Consider the following 25,578-nt stretch of genomic DNA (forward strand, 5'->3'; position numbering starts at 1 on the left):
ATGGAAATTAAGAAGTTTTACAGATGAGCTTTACACAACGTATGACAGAAGGGAAGCTGTTTTTAAATGGAAAAATTATTAATTGAAGGCGGTCATTCACTTGAAGGAACCGTTACAATCAGTGGAGCCAAAAATAGTGCAGTGGCGCTTATACCAGCTGCCATATTAGCTGACTCGAAAGTGACAATCGACAATCTCCCTGACATTTCTGATGTAGAAACGCTGGCCTTTCTGCTTGAAGAGATCGGCGGTAAGACAGAACTTGATAACGACACTCTCGTGATTCATCCTGAAAACATGTTCTCTATGCCGTTGCCAAACGGCCGGGTGAAGCAGTTAAGAGCTTCCTATTATATGATGGGAGCTATGCTTGGAAAATTTAATAAAGCAGTTATCGGGCTGCCTGGAGGGTGCAATCTTGGCCCGCGCCCGATTGATCAGCATATTAAAGGGTTTGAAGCACTTGGAGCCAAAGTAACAAATGAGCAGGGGGCCCTTTATCTGCAGGCGGAGGAACTGAGAGGTGCAAGAATATACCTCGACGTTGTGAGTGTAGGTGCGACTATTAATATTATGCTTGCTGCAGTTAAGGCAAAAGGGCAGACAATTATTGAGAATGCTGCAAAAGAGCCTGAAATTATCGATGTAGCGACATTACTCACCAGTATGGGCGCGAATATAAAAGGAGCCGGTACAAACGTCATCCGGATAGAGGGGAAAGATGAACTTCACGGATGCCGTCATTCGATTATTCCGGACCGGATTGAGGCAGGGACGTATATGATTTTAGCTGCGGCTAAGGGCCAGGCGGTTAAAGTCGACAACGTGATCCCGCTTCACCTTGAATCGCTCAGCTCAAAGCTTCGTGAAATGAATGTCGGTGTTGGAGTAAGTGACGATGCCATCTACATAGAAAGTAAAACCGTATTATCGCCTGTAGATGTTAAAACACTTGTATATCCAGGTTTTCCTACAGACCTGCAGCAGCCCATGACGAGCCTTCTTACAAAGGCAGAGGGCTCCAGCATTGTAACAGATACTATTTATAACGCCCGTTTCAAACATATTGATGAGCTTAGAAGAATGGGAGCCAGTATAAAAGTTGAAGGCCGCTCGGCGCTCGTGAATGGCGGCGGCCGTCTGCAAGGGGCAAAAGTGAGAGCCTCAGACTTAAGGGCCGGAGCAGCACTCGTAGTCGCAGGCCTTATGGCTGAAGGTGTCACTGAAATAACCGGGGTCAATCATATCGACAGGGGTTATGCTTACCTGGAGGATAAACTGAAAGGCCTGGGCGCAAATATTTGGCGTGAATCTCTTAATCCGGAAGAACTTCGTGAACTGAAAAGTTCCTGATATCACCAGTTAAATTTCTATATTTAACGATATGTTTTATTTTTTAAAACAAAGGGGAGGAAATGAAATGGAACGGAGCTTGTCAATGGAGCTGGTAAGGGTGACAGAAGCAGCGGCCCTTGCCTCAGCAAGATGGATGGGAAAAGGCAGGAAAGAGGAGGCTGACCAAGCCGCCACTGAAGCCATGCGGGATGTGTTTGATACAATTCCGATGAAAGGAACTGTCGTCATTGGTGAAGGGGAAATGGATGAAGCGCCTATGCTCTATATAGGAGAAAGGCTTGGGAACGGCTTCGGTCCCCGCGTGGATGTAGCTGTTGACCCGCTTGAAGGAACAAATATTGTAGCCAATGGGGAATGGAATGCTTTAGCGGTACTTGGAGTAGCTGATAAAGGCCATTTACTTCATGCACCTGACATGTATATGGACAAAATTGCCGTGGGCCCTGAAGCGGTAGGAAAAATTGATATTAACGCACCTGTAGCCGAGAATCTGGCCGCTGTTGCTAAAGCAAAGAATAAAGATGTTGAAGATGTTGTGGTCGCGATCCTTCGCCGTGAACGCCACAAACGCATCATTGAAGAAGTCCGTGCAGCGGGTGCCCGTATTAAACTGATGGGCGACGGAGATGTAGCAGCCGCGATTAATACAGCGTTTGAAGACACCGGTGTAGATATGCTTCTCGGTTCAGGCGGAGCTCCTGAAGGTGTCCTTGCGGCGATCGGTCTGAAATGCCTCGGTGGAGAAATCCAGGGTAAACTTCTTCCTCAAAATGAGGAAGAACTGGCTCGTTGTAAAAAGATGGGAATTGAAGATGTAGACCGTGTCCTTTATATGAACGATCTTGTCACAGGAGATGATGCAATTTTTGCCGCCACAGGGGTAACTGACGGTGAACTTCTTAAAGGCGTGCAGTATAAAGGTTCAAAAGGAACGACTCAGTCTCTCGTTATGAGAGCCAAATCAGGAACTGTCCGATTCATTGACGGTAAACACTCACTTACAAAAAAACCGGATCTCGTTATCCGCTGAGGGGCCTTTCCCTCAGCTCTCCATCCGGAGGGCGGAAGAGTGTAGGAAGGTCGTCCCCCTTGTTTTACACAGAAAAATATGCTTAGATTAAGAGTGAAAATCCGGTGCTTCTCTGTATTTGAAATTTGCCGTGAGCTTACCATTTCAAATAACCCTTTCTTTGCCTCACGATACTTCTGCCAACAACTTCTTGGTATTAAAATCATCCTTCATTCCAGTTTGATTGACACATCGTTTGATTTCATATATGAGAAGATAACTTTTTTAAATATAACTGCCTGCCTTCAGGGACAGGTCTACTTTCCGGAAGCTTCTGTTTCACTCAGATAAGCTGTTATGGAAAAGATTCAGAAAAAGGTGTGATGAAACGCATGGGCGTGACATTGAAACAAATGGAGCATATGAAGCTCAAAGAATTATACGAATTGGCTAAAGAACATAAAGTACAGTATTACAGCCAATTGACGAAGAAAGAATTAATGTTTGCCATTTTTAAAAAACAGGCTGAAAATGAAGATTTAATGTTTATGGAAGGCATTCTGGAAATTATCAGTTCAGAAGGGTTTGGATTTTTACGTTCTAATACGTATAAGCCCAGCTCACAGGATATTTATATCTCCGCCTCACAGATCCGACGTTTCCAGCTGAGAAACGGGGACACAGTCTCGGGTAAAGTTCGTAAACCTAAAGAAAACGAACGTTATTACGGCTTGCTGCAGGTAGCCGCAGTAAACGGGGAAGACCCTGATAAAGCAAGTGAGCGCCCTCATTTTCCTCAGTTGACGCCTTTATATCCGGATAATAAATTAACGCTGGAATACCAGCCGAAAATGGTGGCGTCCCGTGTGCTTGATATGATCTCGCCTGTAGGCTTCGGCCAGCGCGGACTGATCGTTGCCCCTCCTAAAGCGGGTAAAACACTGTTACTGAAAGAGGTAGCCAACAGCATCGCTGTCAACCACCCGGACGTGGAACTGATGGTGCTTCTTATCGACGAGCGGCCTGAAGAAGTAACGGATATGGAGCGCTCGGTTGATGGGGAAGTTGTCAGCTCTACATTTGATGAAGTACCTGAAAATCATATTAAAGTAGCCGAGCTTGTTCTTGAAAGGGCTATGCGTCTCGTAGAAGCGAAAAAAGACGTGGTCATCCTTATGGACAGTATTACAAGACTCGCCCGTGCTTACAACCTGGTTATTCCGCCGAGCGGCCGGACGCTTTCAGGGGGGATTGACCCGGCCAGTTTCCACCGGCCGAAACGCTTCTTCGGAGCGGCCCGTAACATTGAAGAAGGTGGCAGCCTGACCATTCTTGCTACCGCTCTCGTAGAAACAGGTTCCCGCATGGACGACGTGATCTATGAGGAATTCAAAGGAACTGGTAATATGGAACTTCATCTTGACCGCAAGCTGGCAGAGCGCCGCATTTATCCGGCCATCGATATTCGCCGTTCCAGCACGCGCCGCGAGGAACTGCTATTGCCTAAAAACCAGATTGAAAATCTCTGGGCGATCAGAAAAACAATGAACGACCAGCCTGACTTCCTGGAACGTTTCCTTAAGAAAGTCCGAAGCACGAAAACAAACGAAGAATTTTTCGAGTCATTTGAACGCGAAAAATCCGGTACTTCCAGAAGCCGGAACTAAATGTGCCGATTCTTTTTAAGGGATGAGGGAGCCCGGAGTACTGGCTGCCTGATAAGCCAGGCAGGCAGATAGTTTTGGCCCTCACTCTTGAAACGGTGCCAGCCGATGTCGTTGTTTTGGGAGCTTTTATGGAGCCGGAGTTCCGGCCGCAGAGCTCTAATTATTTTTTGCAACCAGGCTATTGCAATCTTAGCTTCCAGTTGATATAATTTCGTCATGTGTGAAAAAGGTCTAATAGGACTTGAATCGTTACTCTGTTTCGAAAGATTCAGGGCGGAAGGAGATGAAAAGCATGAGAGAAGGAATTCACCCGAATTATCGTAAAGTTGTCTTCAAGGATACAAGCACAGGTTTCATGTTCTTGACAGGATCAACTCGTTATTCAAATGACACAGTTGAATTTGAGGGCGAAACATACCCATTAATCACTGTGGAAGTAAGTTCGGATTCCCACCCATTCTACACAGGTAAACAGAAGTTTGCCGATGCAGGTGGACGTGTGGACCGCTTCAAGAAAAAATACGGTATGTAATCAACAGCCGCAAAATGATCAAAACAGGCAAGGATTGCTCTTGCCTGTTTTTTTATTACCAATAAATGGGGGGTCTGTCCCCCCATTTACTGGTAAAATAATAATTAGCCGGTTTTAAACAAAACGATCAGGGGAAAATGTAATCAAATGTCGAAAAAACCACACTCATGTCCCTCAAAGATTTAAAAAAGCCCTTCATTCAAATAATAAAAGAACCGCCTAATTTCGAAAATATCCATTGTTTTGTTAAACAATGAAGCACTATAATAGAAGAGTCGTCATTCACTATACTAATTAAAATTTTTTACATACCACCTATATTCAGGGGGCTTTATAGGCCTCAAAGAACGAAAAGGAACGGGAGAGTCGAATATGCATTTAACTAGGAGAGAAGGCTGGCTGGAAGTTGTCTGCGGAAGCATGTTTTCGGGAAAATCAGAAGAGTTAATCCGCCGTGTGCGCAGATCCAGTTTCGGCCGTCAAAAAATCCAGGTCTTCAAACCACAAATGGATAACCGCTACAGTGAGAAGGAAGTCGTATCCCACAACGGCACCAAAATTTACGCACAGCCGATTCAGGAATCGGCAGATATTCTGAACAGGCTGGAAAAAGACACACAAGTGGTAGCGATCGACGAAGTACAATTTTTTGACGAAAACGTCATTGAAATCGTTCAGTATTTAGCTGATGACGGTATTCGCGTGATCGTAGCCGGACTTGATCAGGATTTCCGCGGCGAACCCTTCGGTCATGTCCCTGTCCTTATGTCTTTAGCTGAAACAGTCACTAAATTGCAGGCAATCTGCTTATCCTGCGGATCACCGGCAAGTAGAACACAGCGCCTGATCGACGGCAAACCCGCATCCTACGACGATCCGATTATTCTCGTAGGCGCTTCAGAATCATACGAACCACGCTGCCGCCACTGCCATGAAGTACCGGGCAAACCCCAGCTGGAAAACACTAAATGCCGCACCTACACCACAAACAACTAAAACAACACCTTCATCCCTCAGCAAAACTGCTGCAGGGCTTTTTTTTGCAAAAAAACTGAAAGGAAGCTTGTTAGTGGTTGGTTAGAGGTAGGGTGCAACGGTGGTAGCACTCATCACCTGCGACGAGCAAGCCGAAGCGGCGCAGGAGCATTCTTCACCTGCGACGAGCAAGCCGAAGCGGCGCAGGAGCACCAACAAACGTATCAGGACAAAAACAAAAGGAAAAGAGAGCTGGAAAGAGGTAAAAGAGTGTTTGAAAAGGTAGGTGCAACGGTGGTAGCACCTACACATGTATCAGGACGAAACAGGGAGAAAAAGGGAGCTGTAAGGAGGTAAAAGAGGCTTTGAGAGGTAGGTGCAACGAGTGTAGCACCAACAAACGTATCAGGACGAAACCAGAAGGAAAAGAGAGCTGGAAAGAGGTAAAAAAGTGTTTGAAAAGGTAGGTGCAACGGTGGTAGCACCAACAAACGTATCAGGACAAAAACAAAAGGAAAAGAGAGCTGGAAAGAGGTAAAAGAGTGTTTGAAAAGGTAGGTGCAACGGTGGTAGCACCAACACATGTATCAGGACGAAAACAAAAGGAAAAGAGAGCTGGAAAGAGGTAAAAGAGTGTTTGAAAAGGTAAGTGCAACAATGGTAGCACCAACAAACGTATCAGGACGAAAACAAAAGGAAAAGAGAGCTGGAAAGAGGTAAAAGAGTGTTTGGCAAGGTAGGTGCAACGAGTGTAGCACCAACAAACGTATCAGGACGAAACAGAGAGAAAAAGGGAGCTGTAAGAAGGAAAAAGAGGGCTTTGAGAGGTAGGTGCAACGGTGGTAGCACCAACAAACGTATCAGGACGAAACAGAGAGAAAAAGGGAGCTGTAAGAAGGTAAAAAAAGTGTTTGAAAAGGTAAGTACAACAGAGGAAGCATTCACCCATGTATACCTCGAACTTAAGAGAAAATAAAAGTACTGTATGGAATCATACCCTTACGGAAAACCTAAAGCTATATGTATAAGGTGGTGAGGTTATGAAACAGAAAAATATATTACTTTACACGCTTTTGATTACTCTTATGCTGTCTGGATGTAACGGGCCAAATCCTCCGGAAATGGATGGAGAAGCACAAGGGCTGTATCAGGAAGAAACCCTCTTCCAAAGAAAAGACTGGGGGAGAAGCCTGTTTGGGCCAGGCCCGGTTAATTACGAATCCATTAACCGTCAAGAAGAGCCTTATGACCCTAAGACAGAATCAAACGTAACAGGGAAAAGTTTCCGGTCGCTGGATACTCCGCGCCAAACCGAAGCTGATGACCAGGATAAGATTGAAACCGCAATATATGATATGCCAGGGGTGACCCCAGGTATGGTTATTTTAATAGGCGGAAACGCGTGGGTGAACGTTATGCTGGAAGATCAGCACGGAGCCTCATCAAAAGAGCAGGAAAGCCAAATATTAGCTGATATTGAAAAAAGATTAAAAGAAGTTAATCCGCGCTATGACTATAAGGTTATCATAAACAAATTTATGGAAGCTTAAGCATGGTGGGTGATACGTAGGTGCTACACCGGTAACAGTTAAGTAACACCCACCAATGTAGCAGGGAGCAAATGGAAGGATACGGAAGTAAACGCGAGGTGCAGGTAGGCAGGTGATACGTGGGTGATACGTAGGTGCTACACCGGTAACAGTTAAGTAACACCCACCAATGTAGCAGGGAGCAAATGGAAGGATACGGAAGTAAACGCGAGGTGCAGGTAGGCAGGTGATACGTGGGTGATACGTAGGTGCTACACCGGTAACAGTTAAGTAACACCCACCAATGTAGCAGGGAGCAAATGGAAGGATACGGAAGTAAACGCGAGGTGCAGGTAGGCAGGTGATACGTGGGTGATACGTAGGTGCTACACCGGTAACAGTTAAGTAACACCCACCCGTCCCACTTGCTCGTCCCACCCGTCCACACCATCAGACCCGCCCGATCCACCCGCACTTCCCAACCTCCGTCCCCAAACGCGCACCCCCAGCCGAAAAAAAGTGCGGTCAAGAGCCTGACAATCATGCTCTTGACCGCACTTATATTTTTCGTCCCCCTCTATGCTGCCCCAGGTCGGACAAAAGATTAAATCCGCCGGGCGCCCTGCTGGAGAGGATCCCATGGGGAGTTGTAAGGAGGCGCGTAGCCGATATCGAGATTTTCCATATCTTCGGTCGTCATTCGATGATAGAGAGCCGTAGCTGCGACATCAATACGCTTATCGATGCCGGTGTTTCCGACAGCTTGCACGCCGAGCAGCTGGTCGGTTTCTTTATGCTTAAGCATCCGGATGAAAATGGCGTCGCTTCCCGGGTAGTAATGGGAATAAGGAGCCGTATCGTAGCCGATCGCTTTATAGTTTATTCCCAGTTCTTTCGCTTCTTCTTCACCGATCCCCGTTTTTCCGATCGTGATGTTGAAGAATTTGACGACTGAGGTGCCGACCATTCCCTTGAACGTTTTTGTTTGACCTGCAATGTTTGACCCGGCAATCCGGCCCTGTTTATTGGCGTGGGTGCCGAGAGGGACGTAGTCATCTTTTTCTTTAATCCGGTTATACTGGGTGGCGCAGTCGCCGGCCGCATAAATGTTTTTCACACTTGTTTCCATGTAAGGGTTTACCAGGATGGCCCCGGAATCATGTAAGTGAACCCCTGTGTTTTTCATAAAACCGGAATTAGGTTTTACGCCGATAGCTACGACGACCATGTCTGCAAGGTACTCACCCTGGTCGGTAACGACACGTTCCACCCGGTTTTCACCCTCGAATGCTTTAACTGATTCGCCAAGGATAACTTCTATTCCGTTTCTTTCAGCTTCGGCCTGGATTTTTTCGCTGATCTCAGGGTCATAGGCTGATCCGAGCCGGTCGGCAAGGTCGATCAGACGTACTTTTCGTCCTCGTTCTACAAGGTTTTCCGCTACTTCAAGGCCGATGTATCCGCCCCCGACAATCGTGACATTTAAGACGTCTTCTTTCATATCCTCTACTATTTTCCGGGCGTCCGGAATAGTTTTAAGTACATGGATGCCCTCCAGCTCATTTCCGTCAAATGGAGGCATAACAGGTGAAGCGCCGGCTGCCACCAGCAGTTTATCGTAAGGGACTTCAAATGGCTCATTTTTATCCGTCACAGTTCCCTTCACGACTTGTTCTTCAGGATCCACTTCTGTAACTTCGTGATAAATTCTGGCGTCAATTCCGTGCTTTTCTTCAAAGACTTCCCTTTTCCGGGCGATCAGATCATTGCTGTCCTGGACAACGCCTCCTATGTAATAAGGGAGTCCGCACTGGGCATAGGAATAAATAGCCCCTTTTTCGAGTACTGTAATCTTCCAGTCAGGCTGAGCCCTTACAATCTGCATCGCTGCACTCATGCCAGCTGCGTCGCCGCCAATAATCACCACATTCATTAGTTACTCCTCCTCTGTGAAAAATAGTATCTGTTTAAAAGTATTCCACTATTAACAGTTTACCAAACGTATACTTAATGGGGTATAATAAAAGCTCTTTTTATTGCAAAAATAACGCCGCGGCAATAAGCAATTGATTTTACAACCTATAGGTTCTATACTATAGAAGGACTAAAATAGTCATTAAAATGAGGTGAAGAATGTGTTTGACCGCCTGCAAGCAGTTGAAGACCGATATGAAAAACTGAATGAATTACTGATGGATCCCGATGTCATCAGCGACACGAATAAACTGCGTGAATATTCCAAAGAGCAGTCCGATATTCAGGAAACTGTGGAAACTTACAGGAAATACAAAGAGATTAAAAGCCAGATTGACGATACAAAAGAAATGCTGAACGACAACCTGGATGATGAGATGCGTGAAATGGCCAAGATGGAACTTGATGAACTGGAGGAACAGATGCCGGATCTGGAAGAAAAATTAAGACTTCTTCTTCTTCCTAAAGATCCAAATGATGACAAAAACGTCATCGTTGAAGTGCGGGGAGCGGCTGGTGGAGACGAAGCAGCTCTTTTCGCGGGTGATCTGTTCAGAATGTATTCCCGCTATGCCGATTCGCAAGGATGGAAAACAGAGGTCATCGAATCGAATGAAACCGGAATAGGCGGCTTTAAAGAAGTCATTTTTATGATTAACGGAAAAGGTGCTTACTCCAGAATGAAATATGAAAACGGTGCGCACCGCGTCCAGCGTGTGCCGTCAACGGAATCCGGCGGCCGTATTCATACGTCTACCGCCACAGTGGCAGTACTTGCCGAAGCGGAAGACGTGGAAGTGGATATCCACGAAAAAGATATCCGTGTGGATACTTTTGCAGCGAGCGGGCCAGGAGGGCAAAGTGTTAACACCACCATGTCAGCCGTACGCCTGACTCACGAGCCGACAGGAATTGTGGTTTCGTGCCAGGATGAAAAATCGCAAATTAAGAATAAAGATAAAGCGATGAAAGTTTTACGGGCGAGGATATATGATAAATTCCAGAAAGAAGCCCAGGCCGAATACGATGAGCACCGTAAATCTGCCGTAGGGACAGGGGATCGTTCTGAGAGGATCCGCACTTATAACTTCCCGCAGAGCCGGGTTACCGACCACCGGATCGGTCTGACTCTGCAAAAGCTTGATCAGATTCTTGAAGGCAAGCTGGATGAAATTGTCGATGCGCTGATCGTTGAAGAACAATCCAAAATGATGGAAAATGCGGAGTAATTGTCTATGAATGCGAATGAAGGAAAAAAAGTGTACGAAGCCCTCAATTGGGCTTCGTCTTTTTTACAGAGTCATGACTACGAAGAAGAGATTGCCCGCCGGCTTCTCATGCATCATACAGGATGGAGCCGGACACGCATGCTGACCGAACTGCGGACCGTGATAGAAACAGAAGTGCTTAACCGGTTTGAAGCAGATGTAAGGGAAGCAGCCACTGGGACGCCTGTGCAGCATCTGACAGGGGAAGAAGTGTTTTACGGGCGTTCATTTAAGGTGGGGCCGGATGTACTCATTCCACGGCCTGAGACTGAAGAACTGGTTGAGCGGGTGTTGGGCATGTTGAACAGCCGTAAAGATATTTTCTGGAAAAACAGAGAAGAAACGCCTGCCATTATTGATGTCGGAACAGGAAGCGGAATTATTGCTGCGACGATGGCGCTTGAATTGGGTACAGCCCATGTCCTCGCGTCCGATATCAGCTCGAGAGCTCTCACGGTCGCGAAAAAGAATGCCGCACGGCTCGGAGCCCGGGTTGATTTCTTAGAAGGGGATCTTCTGACTCCGTTTATTGAGTCAGGCATCAAAGCAGAGGTCATTCTGTCCAATCCTCCCTATATTCCCGAAAGAGACAGAAGCAGCATGAAAGAGAATGTCACCGGACACGAGCCTGAAAACGCCCTGTTTGCAGGGGAGGACGGTCTGGATATATACAGACGCCTCCTTAAACAAGTGCCGGCTGTATTAAAAACGCCGGGTATCGTCGCTTTTGAAATCGGGCACGACCAAGGTGAAGCTGTCAGCAACCTTTTGAAAAAAGAACTCCCTCAAACGGCAACCATTCAGGTGATCCGAGACATCAACCAAAACGAACGGATCGTTCTGGCTGAAGTATGGTAAATATGGGATTTTTTTGCGGGTCTGCCCCCCCAGAAACTGGGGGGTCAGACCCGCCTTTTTTTTCCATTGTCTGAAAATGTCGGACACTCTTATGTTTATTTTTTTTCCTCTCCGCCAAGACTAGGGAACATAAGAGGGAGGGAACGAAACATGTGGGAAAAAGTTAAACATATTTTCAAAGAATACAAGAAAAATGCCAAAATGCCATTATACTTTATATTTATATTATCTATGTTCCTTATGTCATGGGAGGCTCATTTCTTTTATCCGGCTTATCAGGCGCATTCAACGCCATTAACCAGCTATAACTGGGCGGACGGAAAAGAGGATTATATTCCTGAAGAGTCCATCCGGCTAAGAATTAAATCGAACAGCAATTCACCGGCTGACCAGCAGCTTAAATTAAATATTCGTAATGAAGTGAACAGGCATGTCAGTACGTGGACTTCGGATTTTGAGGATCTGAAACAAGCACGGGCAGAAATTGAAAACCGAATGCCTGAACTTCAAACCGTTATCCAGAACGAACTGGATAAAATGAATGTGTCCACCCCGTTTAACGTGTCACTTAAGGAAGGGGTAGACTTTCCAACGAAACAATATGGGAAACGTATTTATCCTGCAGGGGAATATGAAGCGGTTTTTGTTGAAATTGGTGATGGGCTTGGGGACAACTGGTGGTGTGTGCTTTTTCCACCACTCTGCTTTGTCGATATGGGTGATTCCAAAGAAAGTGCTGAGAGTGAAAACACTGACGTTCCGGAGAGTGAAGAAGAAGTGGAAGTCTCATTCTTCGTCGTTGAAGTCGTACAGAGCTTGTGGGGAAAAATAACATCCGCTTAAAATTTATGCACAACTTATCCACAGGTTCGGTGACTTTTCCACAAACATCTGAATTTCTTTTCTATTAAAATAGCAATCATATTCCTGCTTTCTATGAATACGATATAGTACAAGCTGATAGAATTGCTTTTGATTTCTATTAAATGTGCTATGAAAGAAGGGATCTCAATGAGCGTTGCTATTCGTGAAGCAGTGGAAGAGGACGTGCTGTTGATTCAGCACTTTATTAGTAAAGCAGGTGTACAGCTGGGGGCAGTCCCCCTGGACTGGAAACAGTTTATAGTAGCTGAAGATGGACAGGGGGCGATTGCAGCCACAGCCGCTCTTCAGCCTGTAACAGACACATCAAGTCTGATCAGGGCACTCGTCATTGATTCTGAAAAAGTAGGAGCGAGTTTTGTATTAAAAATGCTGGAGACTGCGGTGCAATACGCCTGGGAGAAAAATAACGAAGAAATCTATATGATGGTTAAAGAAGCAGGAGAGATGATGGAAAATCTCGGCTTTAAAAAAGTGGAGAAAGAGGACCTGCCTGTGGAAATCACAGTAGTTCCGGAAATCTACACACACTTGGAAAATGGCCTTCCTGTGTATAAAACTTCGAAACCTGTGGATAAAAAGTAGTCTTACCCACAAGTTATAAACAATACAACTTAAGTTATCCACCAATTCATGTGGATAACTTATTTTTTTGGTGCCTGCCGGGCTCTTTGCTATTGACATACGATCAAATGATAAGCAAAATAATGAAGAGCAAGGAGGCACGTTTATGACATATCAACATACTCGACACTGGGTTGTGGATAAATCTGTGGGTAACCTGGAAGCGTCCCCACAGATTCAAGAAGCAGCCGGGTTTATAAAGCAGAATAAAGTGGTCGCATTTCCTACCGAAACCGTATACGGGCTGGGCGGGAATGCTGAATCGGATGAAGCGATCGACTTGATTTTTCAAGCGAAAGGAAGACCTTCAGATAATCCGTTGATTGTGCATATAGCTGAGAAAGAACAGCTCTGCCGGTATGTCCGTTCTGTTTCTTCTCAAGCAGACAAGCTGATTGAAGCGTTTTGGCCGGGGCCGTTGACGATCGTTTTAGAGCATAACGGGGAGTTATCGGAAAAAGTGACGGCCGGCCTTCCTACAGTGGCTGTGAGAATGCCGGATCATCCCGTAGCATCAGCAATAATTAAAGCATCCGGCTTGCCGGTGGCAGCTCCGAGTGCGAATCGTTCAGGACGTCCCAGCCCTACGACTGCCGCTCATGTGACAGATGATCTGCATGGCCTGATTGCCGGGGTGGTTGATGGCGGCCCTACAGGTGTAGGGGTGGAATCAACCGTTGTGGATTGTACGAACGATGAGATTGTTATTCTTCGGCCTGGAGGAATAACGAAAGAGGATTTGGAGAAAGTGGCGGGTCCGGTGACGACTGATCCGGCGTTAGTGGAAGAGGATCAGGCACCTGTGTCGCCCGGGATGAAATATACTCATTACGCCCCGCACGCGCCGCTTATTCTTGTAGACGGCGACCGGCGTTTTTTTGCGGAAAAAGCAGAGGAAGCACGCAGGGAAGGGAAAAAGGTCGGTGTCCTTATCACTGATGAGTACGAAGGAGTGCCTGCCGACAAGGAAATCCGGCTGGGGCCTGCAGGCGACTTGCCTGCTGTAGCCCGCCGCCTGTATGATTCTTTACGGGCTTTTAATCAAAATGAAGTCGACGTGATTTTCGCCCAGGTGTTTCCGGAAACAGAGCTTGGCGGTGCTATAATGAACCGTCTCAGGAAAGCAGCCGGCGGAAAAATAATCAGCCAAAAGGAATAGATTAAATAATCATAATAAACCCCTTCGGACATGCATAAGTTGGAATAGCTGGTCCGAGGGGTGATTTTGTGTCTGGTGAACTTATCACTGTTGCTGTTATGGCTGTCGCTTTAAGTATGGACGCCTTTTCTATAGCTGTAGGTCTGGGGCTTTTTGGCATGCGTTACCGCCGGATCGCGGCAGTCGGTACCTCAGTTGGATTTTTTCATATTCTGATGCCTTTGTGCGGGCTCGTCATAGGCAAGATGCTCTCGCAGTATTTAGGCGTCATCGCAATTTTTACAGGAGGAAGCGGCCTGATCATAATTGGCTTGCAGATGATCGTTTCTTCCTTTAGTAAAGACGAGTCTCCTATTTTCTCGCCACGTGGAATAGGGCTGTTTATTTTTTCACTGAGTGTCAGCATGGACAGTTTTGCGGCTGGACTCAGTCTCGGTATGCTGGGGGCGCAAACATGGCTGACTGTAGGAAGCTTCGGCATCGTCAGCGCCGTTTTCACCTGGGCCGGATTAATTCTCGGAAAAAAGGCAGGTCATTTAGTAGGCTCAAGCGGCGAGTGGATTGGCGGTTTGGTGCTTATTGCATTCGGGGTAAAAATGATTACAGGAGTCTTTTAGCCATTATTTTGTCAGACAATGCTAAATCATGGCAGCTTATGATAATATATAATAGGAAGATCGTCCTTGTTTTCAGGAATTAAATTATAAGAAAATGAAAGCTTTCGCCCAGTGCCTGGTTGAAAGCAAGTTTTTTTATCGGAAAATAGAGCAATTTAAGAAACAGAGGGTGGATAAAATGGAAAGAATACTTTTTGTATGTACAGGAAACACGTGCAGAAGTCCAATGGCAGAAGCAATTTTTGAACACAAAAAAGATGATGAGAAACTTGAAGCCCGGTCAGCAGGCATTCACGGCATGGAGGGTATGCCGATGTCTGAAGGCTCGAAAAGCGCGCTCGCGAAAAGGGGAATTATGGAAAGCCACCAGTCAGGTTCCCTGTCAAAGGAATTAATCAACTGGGCTGACGTGGTGTTAACAATGACAGAAAACCATAAACGGATCGTGGTAGAACAGTACCCTGAGCTCGTGTCCAATGTTTTTACATTAAAAGAGTTTATTATTGACGATCCGGATATCAAGCAGAAGATTAAAGATCTGGAACATCATATGACTCAGCTGGAACTTAAACGGGCGTCTTTCTTAGCTGAAAACCACAACCAGGTCGAGAAGTACAACAAAAATAAAAAAATTAACAAACAGTCTGATTTGGAACAAGAGCTGCTGGACCAGCTGCATCCGCACCAGGCTGCCATTGACCGTCTGCAATGGGACATGCCGTCTCTTGATATTTCCGATCCTTTCGGGTCAGGCCATGAAGTATACGAAGAGTTATATCAGGAAATGGAAAAGGCAATTGAAAAACTTCTGAAAATCTTAAAAGAAGAGCAAAATAAATAATCTGCGAAATAGCAGGGAAAATAAGAATGGTAAACACCCGCCCCCGGGTTTTAAAAACCGCCGGCAACTATGCGCCGGCGGCCGGATACATAGAGCTGATGACTTGAAAAAAACTGTTCCACGTTTTACTGTTTAACTATAGAGGAGGTCGTTACAATGAAAATTGCAATGGGATCGGACCACGCAGGTTACGCGTTAAAAGAAGAGATCGTTAAAGTAGTAAAAGAATTAGGCCATGAAGTGATAGATGTAGGCTGCGACTGCGCAGACTCGGTAGATTATGCCGATTACGGCATCCCTGCTGCGGAAAAAGTAGCTTCCGGAGAAGCAGACAGAGGCATTATCATTTGCGGCACGGGGATCGGCATGTCCATCTCCGCTAATAAAGTAAAGGGTGTTCGATGTGCCCTTGTGCATGATTTATTCAGCGCGAAAGCAACAAGAGAACACAACGACTCCAATGTGTTAGCGATGGGAGAACGCATTGTAGGTCCTGGAGTGGCTCAGGAAATTGCGAAAATATGGCTTTCAACTGAATTTGAAGGCGGCCGTCATGAGCGCCGTATCGGAAAAATTTCAGAATACGAAACAAAAAATGAAGGATAATACATCCTTCATTTAGGTTGATGAAGAACGAAAGGCGGCGACTCCGATGGGATAAGCGCAGTCTGAAAATCCATTCTGACGATGCCTCGCTGAGTCAGAATTAGTTGAAGACAAGCCCCCACGCTTGTCCCCGTTCAGGGGGGGAAGCGTCCGCCGGCAGTGATGAGATGGTGAGATATCTTTCTTTTCTTTTTCAAAAACCGAGGGACTTAGGGCTACTTGTAAAATAAGGAAGGAGCGGTGTCTGATGGCAGAGACATTCGCAGGACAAACAGGATCCGATCTGATGAAAGCTTTGGACGAATTCCAGGAAGCGGCACAGCTTAAAGCCGGCCAGCTATTCGTGATCGGAGCGAGCACAAGTGAGGTAATTGGCAGGCATATCGGCAGTGCCGGTTCTGAAGAGGTAGCTGCTGAACTGTGGCATACAATTAAACAGTTCCAGGGAAAAACAGGTGTCAACCTTGCTTTCCAATGCTGTGAACATTTGAACCGCGCGATTGTTCTAGAAAGGGAAGTGGCAGAAGCAGAGAGGCTCGACGAAGTAGCAGCCGTCCCTGTAGCCAAAGCCGGAGGTTCAATGGCCTCGTTTGTTTACAGGCAAATGGAAGACCCGATCACTGTGGAAGAAGTGAAAGCGCACGCCGGTATTGATATAGGTGACACTTTTATCGGTATGCATTTGAAAAAAGTCGCTGTTCCTGTCCGCACCTCTGTTAAACAAATCGGAGAGGCACACCTGACTCTGGCCCGCACCCGTCCAAAACTTATCGGAGGAGCAAGAGCTGTTTATACTGTACAGCCACCTTCACAAAAGTAATTCTCCAGGCGTTACCTGAAAACAGGTAGCGTCTTTTTTGATGACGGGTAAGAAGAGCCCCTACTCTTGTATTCTGCCAAATACGTCTGACCCCTCATCCAGTAAAAACACCCAGAAACAAGTATAATTACCAACAAATTTTCGACAATTCATTATTTTTTTAAATTGGTAACGGATACATTTGTCTGACAAGTCGTCACCCCTTTTACAACGGGAGAATAAACGTATAGAATAGAGAGCAGATTGATAACTATAACACGTATATACTTACTAATTATAATCAGCGTGGAATGAGTTCAGGGAGGTTCCGACAAATGACGACGATTGATAAGCGGGAATTAAGTCACGTAAGAACACAGGACGCAGAAGTTTTTGCAGCTATGGACGCAGAGTTAAAACGCCAGCAGGAAAACATTGAGTTAATCGCATCTGAAAACTTTGTTTCAAAAGCAGTCATGGAAGCGCAAGGATCGGTATTGACGAACAAATATGCAGAAGGTTATCCAAGTAAACGCTATTACGGCGGGTGCGAACATGTGGATGTAGTGGAAGACATCGCCCGTGAACGAGCGAAAAAGATATTCGGTGCAGACCACGTCAATGTTCAGCCGCATTCAGGAGCGCAGGCTAACATGGCAGTTTATTTTGCGTTTTTAGACCAGGGAGATACAGTTCTCGGAATGAATTTATCTCACGGCGGACATCTCACCCACGGCAGCCCGGTCAATTTCAGCGGTAAACAGTACCAGTTTGTTGATTATGGAGTAGATAAAGCAACAGGGAAAATAAATTACGAGGATGTCCGTGCAAAGGCGCTGGAGCATAAACCGAAAATGATCGTTGCCGGTGCGAGCGCATACCCTCGTGAAATTGATTTTTCCAAATTCAAAGAAATTGCAGATGAAGTTGATGCTTATTTGATGGTTGATATGGCTCATATTGCCGGTCTGATTGCTGCAGGCCACCACCAGAATCCTGTCCCGTATGCCGATTTTGTGACCACCACTACTCACAAAACGCTTCGCGGACCACGAGGCGGTATGATCCTGTGCAAAGAAGAATACGGCAAGAAAATTGACAAAGCTATTTTCCCGGGACTCCAGGGCGGCCCGCTGATGCACGTCATTGCTTCAAAAGCTGTCGCATTAGGAGAAGTCCTGTCTGATGACTTTGTCACGTATTCAAAACAAATTAAATTAAACGCCGCATCACTCGCTAAATCGCTAAAAGAAGAAGGCATTGACCTTGTCTCTGGCGGAACTGACAACCACCTTGTTCTTCTTGATTTAAGAAGCCTCTCCCTGACGGGAAAAATCGCGGAAGAAGCGCTTGATAAAGTTGGCATTACTACCAACAAAAACACCATTCCGTTTGATCCTGAAAGCCCGTTTGTTACAAGCGGACTCAGAATCGGTACAGCGGCTGTTACTTCCCGCGGCTTTAAAGAAGAGGAATTGAAAGAGGTAGGGAAAATTATGGCCCGTGTCCTTAAAAATACGGAAGATGAGACGACTTTAAAAGAGGCTAAAGAAGCGGTCAGCAAATTGACTGGCCAGTTCCCTCTTTACGAAGGCGAATAAAAGGCTGCTTAGCGCAGTTGCCGGTGAACCAACAGACAACAGGCCTTAAGTGTCCGGAAGGTACCTGAACTGCAGCCGAAAGTAGCACCTGCTCACCTATTCAGCAGGTGCTACTTTCATGTCCAATGGCCGGTAAAAGCCGGCTGGGATTAATTTTCAGCTTGAATATAAGAGTCATATTATGTAGAATTTCATAGGAGTGTAAAAAGAAAGCTTGTAACAACTGCTGTAAACAGGCTGAAAAGCTAATTTTTTATAAAGGAGCGGAGTTTCATGGGGAAGGTATATGTATTTGATCATCCACTTATTCAACACAAACTGACTTACATCCGTAATAAGGAAACAGGGACAAAGGAATTTCGTGAGCTGACGAACGAAATTGCAGGCTTAATGGCGTTTGAAATAACTAGAGAACTTCCTTTAAAGGAAGTGGACGTAGAGACGCCGGTTGCAATGGCTAAATGCCATATGATTGCCGGTAAAAAATTAGGAATTATACCCATTCTCAGAGCGGGGCTTGGCATGGTAGACGGTATTCTTGAACTGATTCCGGCAGCAAAAGTCGGACATGTCGGTTTATACCGAGATCCGGATACGCTTAAACCAGTCGAATATTACGTGAAACTCCCTAAAGACATAGAGGAACGCGAACTGATTGTAGTTGATCCGATGCTTGCTACAGGCGGTTCAGCTATCGAGGCAATTAATGTAATGAAAAAGCGCGGCGCGAAAAATATTAAACTTATGTGCCTTGTTGCCGCTCCTGAAGGTGTTGAAGAGATGCAAAAAGCTCATCCTGAAGTCGATATTTACCTGGCTGCAATGGATGAGAAGCTGAATGAAAAAGGTTATATCGTACCTGGACTGGGCGATGCAGGCGACCGTTTATTCGGCACTAAGTAAACCAAACAGCTTCCTATATTAGAAGGACGAAAAAGGCTGGCACAAAAAATAGTCACAAAGTAATCCGGAGAAATATCATCTGATGATATTTCTCCGGATTTTTGTTTTTGTACATAAAGAAAATGAACTTTTACAAAGAATAAGAGCAGTTAAGCCGGTTATAATTCAATTTAATTAGCGAAAAAGCATCTCTATCGGCGAAAATGAGGGTTCAATCAGCGAAAAATGATTTCTATCAGCGAAAAAATGATTCAATCAGCGAATTTCCCCCTTCTATCAGTAACTTAGAATAATTATTACTGTAGAACAGCTTATAACACTTAAGTTGACAGGCACTAAAAGAGATAAAACCATGTTCGTCTTTTACGACCTGTTTTAGTTTTTTCTCAATTAGTGGGGGGACATAGTGGGGGGACAGACCCCCCACTAATTTCCAGATCCCCCTTGTGAATTTCCATGTCCAGTGACCTTATCCGGCCTCTTACACATAAAATGGCTGATCACAGCAAACGATATAGTTCAGAAGCCAGTACAAAGAGAGGTTGATTTCCTGTGAAAAAATACAATGAATACTTTTTACCTTCTTATCTGTACAAATTAGGTACTCTTTGTACACTGATTGCATTTATTTTAATTGGCGCCTGTCTGCCGGCATACAGTGTTGCTGCAACGTCCGAAGAAGACGGGAGTGTCACCTTTCCCGAACGGCCGGCTTTCGAGGAAGACGCTTTAGCGAGCAGTGCCACTGAGGGACAAACAGGAGTTTATATAATAGAAGCCTCTTCAAGCCCGGAGCGACTGGCTGAAAAAATAGAAAGCAATATAGAAGGGGCAAAGGTCCGTAAACTGTTTTCCACACTTTATAACGGGTTTTCAATTCAGCTTCCTGTCGATGAGGTGGAAAATATTGCTGAAATGGCAGGCGTTAACCGGGTGGACGAATTAGCTTACTATGAACCTTACGTTGACGAGAGTGTCCCTTTCATCGGGGGGACAAGCGGCAAAACAAACAGTCTTTTTACAAGAGATAACGATAAGCTCACTGGAAAAGGAGTAAAAGTGGCTGTCATAGACACAGGGGTTGATTATAACCATCCTGACCTGAAAAATAATTACAGAGGCGGATTTGATGTGGTAGATCAGGACGAGGATCCAATGGAGACGCAGAAAGACCAGGGGATGCCAACCCTTCACGGGACACATGTAGCCGGCATTATTTCTGCCAACGGAAAGCTTAAAGGCGTGGCGCCGGAAGCTGACATTTACGCCTATCGCGCACTCGGCCCATCAGGAATGGGGACGACAGAACAGGTGATAGAATCAATTGAAAAAGCGGTGGAAGAAGAGGTTGACGTCATAAACCTGTCGCTTGGAAACACGGTGAACGGACCTGACTGGCCTACCAGCATCGCTCTCGATAAAGCAGTGGAAAAAGGAGTCGTAGCAGTCACTTCAAACGGAAACAGCGGTCCGAGCCTGTGGACAGTCGGTTCCCCGGGCACTTCAGCAAAAGCCATTTCTGTAGGCGCCTCGACACCGCCGATGCTTATTCCTTATCTGATTACAGATTCAGACCGGAAACGGGAAATAGCCGTTCAGCCTATGCAGAAAGCTGATAAATGGAAGCTTGACCGCTCTTATCCTGTGATAAATGCAGAGCTTGGAAGAGAGGAAGATTATGAAAATATCGACGTCGCCAATAAAATTGTCCTCGCAAAACGGGGCTTGATCAGTTTTACAAGGAAAGCTAAAATAGCTAAAAAGAAGGGAGCTAAAGCCTTAATAGTGTACAACCACCTGCCCGGAGAATTTGCGGGTATGCTTGAAGAGCCGGTTGATCTCCCTGTCGTCAGTATCCCGAAAGAAGAGGGGGAAGGGCTGGCAAAAAGGCTTGAAGAAAACGGAAATGAGCATCTTCGGACCATTTACCGGGAAGAAGAAGACCGGATTGCCCCGTTCAGTTCCAGGGGTCCTGTAACTCATACTTGGGAGGTAAAACCGGATTTAGTCGCCCCGGGCGTCCAAATTGACAGTACCGTTCCGAGTGGTTATCTGGATTTAAATGGAACAAGTATGGCATCGCCTCATGTCGCAGGCGCAGCGGCTCTGTTAAAACAAAAATATCCGGACTGGACTCCTGAAAAAATAAAGGCCGCTCTTATGAATACAGCCAAGCCGTTAACAGATAAAGATGGCAATCTTCATCCTCCGCACGTCCAGGGGACAGGGAGGCTTCAGGTGGACAAAGCCCTGGCTGCCGACACGCTTGTTTATCCGGCCCAGATCAGTTTCGGCCAATGGATGCGGACCGACAGCAGGCTTGAAAAGGAAGTCACTCTTACTATAGAAAACCTTTCAGACAAGCGGCGAAAATATACTGTAGAACCTCCTTTTGAAGTACCGGACGGCATCCAATGGAAAGTCCCTTTTTCCACCTATTTAGACCCGGGTGAAACAACAGAAGTGCCTGTCACTGTTGATGTGTTTCCGGCTGTGTTTGAAGAAGGGATTTACCATGACAGAATTTCCGTAAAAAGCGGGGGAGATACGATTTATATCCCGTATTTATTTTTCGTAGAAGAACCGGATTATCCCCGGCTTATGTCTTTTATGTTTGAAAAAGGGGCTGAACCCGATACGTACCATTACGAAGTGTATCTGCCCGGAGGGGCCGATGAAATGGGAGTAGTTCTTTATGATCCGGATACCTTCCAGTTCATAACTTACCTCGATGCAGAAAAAAATCTGCACAGAGGAATGTTTGAAAAAGAGATTAAAGTAAAGGGTGTGCCAGGTGGGATATATAAAGCCCTGATTTTTGCCGGGAAAAACGGGCAGGAAGATACGATTGAACAAATGCTCTATATAGGTGATTAACCACGGCTGGTGACAAACTGGAAAAATGTATGGCTCTCATGTGAGGGCCATTTTTTTCATAATAATTGTTCGGCATACGCTTGCCTGCAGTCTGAAAATCATAAGCGCGGCATCAGGCACAGGAACTTTAACTCGGCTAATCTCTTAGCGTGCTGTAACACCTCGGAGTTGCCGTCTGTGTATAAAAGTTCGCTGCGTTTTATAGCTGTAGTTTTTTTACAATTTATGACAATTAACTGCTTTTGAGCAATTCTATCCCAGGCTCTTTTTTCTTGAAAATTCAGACTTTAATTTTCTTGAAAATTCCAAAGACATTCACAACAGAATTATGTATAATATAAATCGTGCGCAAGGTCAAATTTTGAAATTTTTATGAACTTACGTGTAAGCGTTTTACGCATTCTTTTAAATCGTTTACACATAAGGCCTGTCGCTTTCGTAATATTGACACAAATCCTTGACTGTTGTACGATTACAAAGGATATCCACCAATTTTCCACTCGTTTCGCGGGAGGATTTTTCCGAAAATACCGAATGGGTGAACACCCATTCACAAGACAAGGTGGGGGACGATGTCTGAGCCGTCAAAGTACCGTCAATTAATGAAAGCTTTTGCGTTAATGACCACGATTACCTCTTATCTTGTCGGAGCCATTTTAATTGGCGTTTTCGGGGGGAGATGGCTGGATAACCAGCTGGATGGTGGCGGGCTGTATATAGTGATCGGACTGCTGGTCGGTATCACGACAGCCGTTTACGGCATTTATCAGGCTGTTCACCAATTTATGGGGGACGATTCATCATGAACGACATCAAAGTCCTGGTAAGGCGCTACGCCATTTACTCGGCTGTCATTATCCTTATTCTTCTGTTCGCAGCCTTGTTCAGTTCTGAACCAGCTTTTTTCTGGGGGATGGCTTTCGGAGCGAGTTTCAGCTTTTTGAATTTATTAAGTACATATTTCCAGGTGAAACGTATAGGGAAATCAGTGGCAGACAGGAAATTCAGGTTTTCTGTCGGGACTCTCGGAAGAATCATTATAGTAGTAGCTGCGCTGTTTACCGCTCAGCAGTTTCCCCAGTATTTAAATCTAACAGGAGTGATTATAGGACTGGCTGTGACCTATATCATCCTCTTGATAGAGCCTATTTTCAACCATAAAGCATTTGCAGTTAAAGAGTGACCCTTTATGCGGCTCTGTTCCCGGACTTTCTTTGGGGCTCGGCGGCTTAAGCACATGGGACCGCTCTTTGCAATACAGAAAAGAGGTGAGAAGAATTGGATAGTTATTTTTACAAAATGGATTTGTTTGGTATTCCGTGGATGACGGTGAATGTTCCTAATTTAATTTTGACTACTGTCGCCATGGCCATTGTCTTTTTTGTAACATTTTTTATGTCGAGAAAAATCCGCATGTACCCTACCGGTGCCCAAAATGCTTTGGAGTATCTGGTCCAGTTCGTCAAGAACATTATTCACAGTACGATGGACTGGAAGCAGGGAAAGAACTTCGTCATGTTAGGTATTACAATCATTCTTTATGTATTCGTAGCCAATATGATGGGGGTGCCGTTTGAACTGGCAACAGCTAATCACGATGTGTGGTGGAACTCACCTACATCCAATCCGGTCTTAACCATTTCCCTCGCGGCCTTTGTTATTGTGCTCACCCATATTTACGGGCTGAAGCTGAAAGGGCCTAAAGAATACGGGAAAGATTATTTCCGGCCAGCCTTTTTTATGGCTCCGTTTAAAGTGATTGAAGATTTCTCAAACACTTTAACACTTGGAATGCGTCTTTACGCCAACATTTATGCGAAAGAAATGATTATGGTTATGCTCGTAGGGCTTGGAGCCTCTTCCGTTTTCTGGGCGTTTGGAGCCTTCATTCCACTCGTGGTATTCCAGGCATTCAGTGTGTTCATCGGTTCTTTGCAGGCCTTTATTTTCTGTATGCTGACTATGGTCTATATGGCACACAAAGTCAGTGAAGATCATTAAACAGTATCCCCATTAATCGGGGGAACAAACATCTTTTGTGAATAAGAACTCTTTACACATATTTAAAGAGTACTTTATTTAATAAAAAAAATTATATTTTTTAATACTTAAAGGAGGATTTTTATTATGGGTGCAGTCGCTATTGCAGTAGCAATTACAGCAGGGTTAGCAGCTCTGGCAGGAGCATTTGGGGTAGCAATCGTTGTGAGAAGTACATTACAGGGGATTACTCGTCAACCGGAGATTCGCGGTCCGCTTCAAACAGTTATGTTCATTGGTGTACCGTTAGTTGAGGCCCTTCCGATCTTCGCAATCGTTATTGCCTTCTTATTATTAGGTAACATGTAAGGAAACAAGTCTCGAATGAAAAATGGCGGAGAACGTAAATCATACACTCTTCGCCATTCCTTTTGTATGAATGACTGAAAAAAGGAGGCGAATTCGTTGTTTGATGTAACGGAAATCGAATGGATTAATGCCATTTATCAGATTTTAGCGTTTGGTGTACTTTTATTGCTTTTGAAAAAGTTTGCCTTCGGTCCAATCATGGACATGATGGAAAAGCGTGAACAGCATGTGGCAGACCAGATTTCTTCCGCGGAAAAAAACCGTGAAGAATCAGAAAAATTCCTCGCTGAACAACGGGAAGCGATTCAGGAAGCCCGTCAGGAAGCTAAGGAAATCGTAGAAAACTCTAAGAAAATGAGTGACCAGCAGGCGGACGAGGTGCTGGAAAACGCGAGAAAAGAAGCAGAGCGCATGAAACAGAACGCGCTTGCTGAAATCAATACAGAAAAAGAACAAGCAATCTCCGCGCTTCGTGAGCAAGTTTCGACCTTGTCTGTACTTGTGGCGTCTAAAGTCATCGAGAAAGAACTCGATGAGAAAGAGCAGGAAAAGCTCATCCAGGACACTCTTAAGGAAGTGGGCGAAGACCTATGAGAAGACATCCCGTAGGTTACCGTTACGCTTACGCGTTGTTTGAGCTTGCGCGGGAACAAGGAAGTCTCGTCGAAACAACGAACGACCTTGAGATTGTGTCACAAGTCTTTAAGGATACGAACCTTCTTGACGAAGTGTTCAGACACCCTAAAATGACGAATGAAGAGAAGAAAAACATCCTGAAGAACACTTTTTCTGAAAAAGTGAGCCCATCTGTTATGAATCTGTTACTTTTAATGGTAGATAACAAGAGGCTGGATGTACTGCAGGCCGTGACTGATAATTATAAACAGCTTGCAAATGAAGCACAGGGCATTGCCGAAGCAACGGTTTATTCAGCCAAAGCATTGAACGGCGAAGAACAAGCCGCTGTCGCAGGCGTTTTTTCTAAACGCGCAGGTAAAGCAAAATTATTGATTCAGAATATCGTAGACGAAGAGCTCATCGGCGGTTTAAAAGTCCGTATAGGAGATACCGTTTATGATGGGAGCGTCGCAAACCAGCTTGCACGCATTCAGGCGCGCATGATTCACGGGAACGTTAGTAGATAGGGGTGAA

27 protein-coding genes are annotated in these 25,578 nt (G+C 45.4%); 26 read left to right on the plus strand and 1 reads right to left on the minus strand.

The window, feature by feature from the left end; translation table 11 throughout:
• Positions 1 to 66: 66 nt before the first annotated feature.
• The 8 genes from BMW59_RS13280 (at position 67) to BMW59_RS13310 (ending at position 7,089) form a co-directional block, all read left to right on the plus strand.
• Positions 67 to 1,353 carry a UDP-N-acetylglucosamine 1-carboxyvinyltransferase gene (locus tag BMW59_RS13280; protein ID WP_093053012.1) on the plus strand — a complete coding sequence of 429 codons (1,287 nt, stop codon included), beginning with the start codon at positions 67 to 69 and terminating at the stop codon, positions 1,351 to 1,353.
• 67 nt (positions 1,354 to 1,420) lie between these two features.
• A complete protein-coding gene (gene glpX / locus BMW59_RS13285) occupies positions 1,421 to 2,386 on the plus strand; it encodes a class II fructose-bisphosphatase (protein ID WP_093053015.1) in 966 nt (321 codons plus the stop codon).
• A gap of 371 nt (positions 2,387 to 2,757) precedes the next feature.
• The gene (gene rho, locus BMW59_RS13290) at positions 2,758 to 4,032 is read left to right on the plus strand and encodes a transcription termination factor Rho (RefSeq protein WP_093053018.1); all 1,275 of its coding nucleotides are present in this window, start codon (positions 2,758 to 2,760) and stop codon (positions 4,030 to 4,032) included.
• A 292-nt stretch (positions 4,033 to 4,324) separates the two neighbouring features.
• A complete protein-coding gene (locus BMW59_RS13295) occupies positions 4,325 to 4,564 on the plus strand; it encodes a type B 50S ribosomal protein L31 (RefSeq protein WP_093053021.1) in 240 nt (79 codons plus the stop codon).
• A gap of 372 nt (positions 4,565 to 4,936) precedes the next feature.
• Entirely contained in the window at positions 4,937 to 5,560 is a 624-nt protein-coding gene (locus BMW59_RS13300) for a thymidine kinase (protein ID WP_093053024.1), read from the plus strand.
• Between the two features lie 561 nt (positions 5,561 to 6,121).
• Positions 6,122 to 6,259 (plus strand): hypothetical protein, encoded by a 138-nt coding sequence (locus tag BMW59_RS21780; protein WP_177174336.1) that lies wholly within the window; start codon positions 6,122 to 6,124, stop codon positions 6,257 to 6,259.
• 4 nt (positions 6,260 to 6,263) lie between these two features.
• Positions 6,264 to 6,515: a hypothetical protein gene (locus tag BMW59_RS13305; RefSeq protein ID WP_093053027.1), complete on the plus strand. Its 252-nt coding sequence runs from the start codon at positions 6,264 to 6,266 to the stop codon at positions 6,513 to 6,515.
• Positions 6,516 to 6,579: 64 nt separating this feature from the next.
• Positions 6,580 to 7,089: a hypothetical protein gene (locus BMW59_RS13310; RefSeq protein ID WP_093053030.1), complete on the plus strand. Its 510-nt coding sequence runs from the start codon at positions 6,580 to 6,582 to the stop codon at positions 7,087 to 7,089.
• A 583-nt stretch (positions 7,090 to 7,672) separates the two neighbouring features.
• Here BMW59_RS13310 and BMW59_RS13315 read toward each other — a convergent pair.
• Entirely contained in the window at positions 7,673 to 9,001 is a 1,329-nt protein-coding gene (locus tag BMW59_RS13315) for an FAD-dependent oxidoreductase (protein WP_093053033.1), read from the minus strand.
• A gap of 202 nt (positions 9,002 to 9,203) precedes the next feature.
• On the opposite strand from BMW59_RS13315, the gene prfA reads away from it, so the two are divergent.
• The 18 genes from prfA to BMW59_RS13405 all read left to right on the plus strand — a co-directional run bounded on the left by prfA (position 9,204) and on the right by BMW59_RS13405 (position 25,571).
• Complete coding sequence (prfA, locus tag BMW59_RS13320; protein WP_093053036.1) at positions 9,204 to 10,271, plus strand: peptide chain release factor 1; 1,068 nt, start codon at positions 9,204 to 9,206, stop codon at positions 10,269 to 10,271.
• 6 nt (positions 10,272 to 10,277) lie between these two features.
• A complete protein-coding gene (prmC, locus tag BMW59_RS13325; RefSeq protein ID WP_093053039.1) occupies positions 10,278 to 11,168 on the plus strand; it encodes a peptide chain release factor N(5)-glutamine methyltransferase in 891 nt (296 codons plus the stop codon).
• A 150-nt stretch (positions 11,169 to 11,318) separates the two neighbouring features.
• Positions 11,319 to 12,011 (plus strand): stage II sporulation protein R, encoded by a 693-nt coding sequence (locus tag BMW59_RS13330; RefSeq protein WP_245733107.1) that lies wholly within the window; start codon positions 11,319 to 11,321, stop codon positions 12,009 to 12,011.
• Positions 12,012 to 12,179: 168 nt separating this feature from the next.
• Positions 12,180 to 12,635, plus strand: coding sequence for a GNAT family N-acetyltransferase (locus BMW59_RS13335; protein WP_093053042.1), 456 nt, complete (start codon positions 12,180 to 12,182; stop codon positions 12,633 to 12,635).
• A gap of 145 nt (positions 12,636 to 12,780) precedes the next feature.
• Positions 12,781 to 13,833 (plus strand): L-threonylcarbamoyladenylate synthase, encoded by a 1,053-nt coding sequence (locus BMW59_RS13340; RefSeq protein WP_093053045.1) that lies wholly within the window; start codon positions 12,781 to 12,783, stop codon positions 13,831 to 13,833.
• Positions 13,834 to 13,901: 68 nt separating this feature from the next.
• On the plus strand, positions 13,902 to 14,450 hold the full coding sequence (locus BMW59_RS13345; RefSeq protein ID WP_245733108.1) for a manganese efflux pump MntP: 549 nt from the start codon (positions 13,902 to 13,904) through the stop codon (positions 14,448 to 14,450).
• 178 nt (positions 14,451 to 14,628) lie between these two features.
• On the plus strand, positions 14,629 to 15,291 hold the full coding sequence (locus BMW59_RS13350) for a low molecular weight protein arginine phosphatase (RefSeq protein ID WP_177174337.1): 663 nt from the start codon (positions 14,629 to 14,631) through the stop codon (positions 15,289 to 15,291).
• 156 nt (positions 15,292 to 15,447) lie between these two features.
• The gene (gene rpiB, locus BMW59_RS13355) at positions 15,448 to 15,897 is read left to right on the plus strand and encodes a ribose 5-phosphate isomerase B (RefSeq protein ID WP_093053050.1); all 450 of its coding nucleotides are present in this window, start codon (positions 15,448 to 15,450) and stop codon (positions 15,895 to 15,897) included.
• Between the two features lie 247 nt (positions 15,898 to 16,144).
• Positions 16,145 to 16,717 (plus strand): TIGR01440 family protein, encoded by a 573-nt coding sequence (locus BMW59_RS13360; RefSeq protein WP_093053053.1) that lies wholly within the window; start codon positions 16,145 to 16,147, stop codon positions 16,715 to 16,717.
• Positions 16,718 to 17,031: 314 nt separating this feature from the next.
• Positions 17,032 to 18,297: a serine hydroxymethyltransferase gene (locus tag BMW59_RS13365; RefSeq protein ID WP_093053056.1), complete on the plus strand. Its 1,266-nt coding sequence runs from the start codon at positions 17,032 to 17,034 to the stop codon at positions 18,295 to 18,297.
• A 273-nt stretch (positions 18,298 to 18,570) separates the two neighbouring features.
• The gene (gene upp, locus BMW59_RS13370) at positions 18,571 to 19,200 is read left to right on the plus strand and encodes a uracil phosphoribosyltransferase (RefSeq protein WP_093053059.1); all 630 of its coding nucleotides are present in this window, start codon (positions 18,571 to 18,573) and stop codon (positions 19,198 to 19,200) included.
• Positions 19,201 to 19,752: 552 nt separating this feature from the next.
• A complete protein-coding gene (locus BMW59_RS22285) occupies positions 19,753 to 22,077 on the plus strand; it encodes a S8 family serine peptidase (protein ID WP_281244274.1) in 2,325 nt (774 codons plus the stop codon).
• Between the two features lie 572 nt (positions 22,078 to 22,649).
• Entirely contained in the window at positions 22,650 to 22,883 is a 234-nt protein-coding gene (locus tag BMW59_RS13380; RefSeq protein WP_093053062.1) for an AtpZ/AtpI family protein, read from the plus strand.
• Positions 22,880 to 23,260, plus strand: a complete 381-nt coding sequence (locus BMW59_RS13385) for an ATP synthase subunit I (RefSeq protein ID WP_093053065.1) — start codon at positions 22,880 to 22,882, stop codon at positions 23,258 to 23,260. The genes BMW59_RS13380 and BMW59_RS13385 overlap by 4 nt, the downstream gene beginning before the upstream one ends.
• 116 nt (positions 23,261 to 23,376) lie before the next feature.
• A complete protein-coding gene (gene atpB, locus BMW59_RS13390) occupies positions 23,377 to 24,078 on the plus strand; it encodes a F0F1 ATP synthase subunit A (protein WP_093053256.1) in 702 nt (233 codons plus the stop codon).
• Positions 24,079 to 24,204: 126 nt separating this feature from the next.
• Entirely contained in the window at positions 24,205 to 24,426 is a 222-nt protein-coding gene (gene atpE / locus BMW59_RS13395; protein ID WP_093053068.1) for a F0F1 ATP synthase subunit C, read from the plus strand.
• A gap of 96 nt (positions 24,427 to 24,522) precedes the next feature.
• Entirely contained in the window at positions 24,523 to 25,020 is a 498-nt protein-coding gene (gene atpF / locus BMW59_RS13400; protein ID WP_093053071.1) for a F0F1 ATP synthase subunit B, read from the plus strand.
• Positions 25,017 to 25,571: a F0F1 ATP synthase subunit delta gene (locus tag BMW59_RS13405; protein WP_093053075.1), complete on the plus strand. Its 555-nt coding sequence runs from the start codon at positions 25,017 to 25,019 to the stop codon at positions 25,569 to 25,571. The genes atpF and BMW59_RS13405 overlap by 4 nt, the downstream gene beginning before the upstream one ends.
• Positions 25,572 to 25,578 lie beyond the last annotated feature (7 nt).

The sequence above is a fragment of the Salipaludibacillus aurantiacus genome (assembly GCF_900111295.1).
GTDB classification, from domain to species: domain Bacteria; phylum Bacillota; class Bacilli; order Bacillales; family Salisediminibacteriaceae; genus Salipaludibacillus; species Salipaludibacillus aurantiacus.

Excerpts from the sequence above, each read along its gene's own strand:
- BMW59_RS13280 (WP_093053012.1), top strand. The coding sequence starts at position 67 with ATGGAAAAATTATTAATTGAAGGCGGTCATTCACTTGAAGGAACCGTT.
- glpX (WP_093053015.1), top strand. The coding sequence starts at position 1,421 with ATGGAACGGAGCTTGTCAATGGAGCTGGTAAGGGTGACAGAAGCAGCG.
- rho (WP_093053018.1), top strand. The coding sequence starts at position 2,758 with ATGGGCGTGACATTGAAACAAATGGAGCATATGAAGCTCAAAGAATTA.
- BMW59_RS13295 (WP_093053021.1), top strand. The coding sequence starts at position 4,325 with ATGAGAGAAGGAATTCACCCGAATTATCGTAAAGTTGTCTTCAAGGAT.
- BMW59_RS13300 (WP_093053024.1), top strand. The coding sequence starts at position 4,937 with ATGCATTTAACTAGGAGAGAAGGCTGGCTGGAAGTTGTCTGCGGAAGC.
- BMW59_RS21780 (WP_177174336.1), top strand. The coding sequence starts at position 6,122 with ATGTATCAGGACGAAAACAAAAGGAAAAGAGAGCTGGAAAGAGGTAAA.
- BMW59_RS13310 (WP_093053030.1), top strand. The coding sequence starts at position 6,580 with ATGAAACAGAAAAATATATTACTTTACACGCTTTTGATTACTCTTATG.
- BMW59_RS13315 (WP_093053033.1), bottom strand. The coding sequence starts at position 9,001 with ATGAATGTGGTGATTATTGGCGGCGACGCAGCTGGCATGAGTGCAGCG.
- prmC (WP_093053039.1), top strand. The coding sequence starts at position 10,278 with ATGAATGCGAATGAAGGAAAAAAAGTGTACGAAGCCCTCAATTGGGCT.
- BMW59_RS13330 (WP_245733107.1), top strand. The coding sequence starts at position 11,319 with ATGTGGGAAAAAGTTAAACATATTTTCAAAGAATACAAGAAAAATGCC.
- BMW59_RS13335 (WP_093053042.1), top strand. The coding sequence starts at position 12,180 with ATGAGCGTTGCTATTCGTGAAGCAGTGGAAGAGGACGTGCTGTTGATT.
- BMW59_RS13340 (WP_093053045.1), top strand. The coding sequence starts at position 12,781 with ATGACATATCAACATACTCGACACTGGGTTGTGGATAAATCTGTGGGT.
- BMW59_RS13350 (WP_177174337.1), top strand. The coding sequence starts at position 14,629 with ATGGAAAGAATACTTTTTGTATGTACAGGAAACACGTGCAGAAGTCCA.
- rpiB (WP_093053050.1), top strand. The coding sequence starts at position 15,448 with ATGAAAATTGCAATGGGATCGGACCACGCAGGTTACGCGTTAAAAGAA.
- BMW59_RS13360 (WP_093053053.1), top strand. The coding sequence starts at position 16,145 with ATGGCAGAGACATTCGCAGGACAAACAGGATCCGATCTGATGAAAGCT.
- BMW59_RS13365 (WP_093053056.1), top strand. The coding sequence starts at position 17,032 with ATGACGACGATTGATAAGCGGGAATTAAGTCACGTAAGAACACAGGAC.
- upp (WP_093053059.1), top strand. The coding sequence starts at position 18,571 with ATGGGGAAGGTATATGTATTTGATCATCCACTTATTCAACACAAACTG.
- BMW59_RS13380 (WP_093053062.1), top strand. The coding sequence starts at position 22,650 with ATGTCTGAGCCGTCAAAGTACCGTCAATTAATGAAAGCTTTTGCGTTA.
- BMW59_RS13385 (WP_093053065.1), top strand. The coding sequence starts at position 22,880 with ATGAACGACATCAAAGTCCTGGTAAGGCGCTACGCCATTTACTCGGCT.
- atpB (WP_093053256.1), top strand. The coding sequence starts at position 23,377 with ATGGATTTGTTTGGTATTCCGTGGATGACGGTGAATGTTCCTAATTTA.
- atpE (WP_093053068.1), top strand. The coding sequence starts at position 24,205 with ATGGGTGCAGTCGCTATTGCAGTAGCAATTACAGCAGGGTTAGCAGCT.
- BMW59_RS13405 (WP_093053075.1), top strand. The coding sequence starts at position 25,017 with ATGAGAAGACATCCCGTAGGTTACCGTTACGCTTACGCGTTGTTTGAG.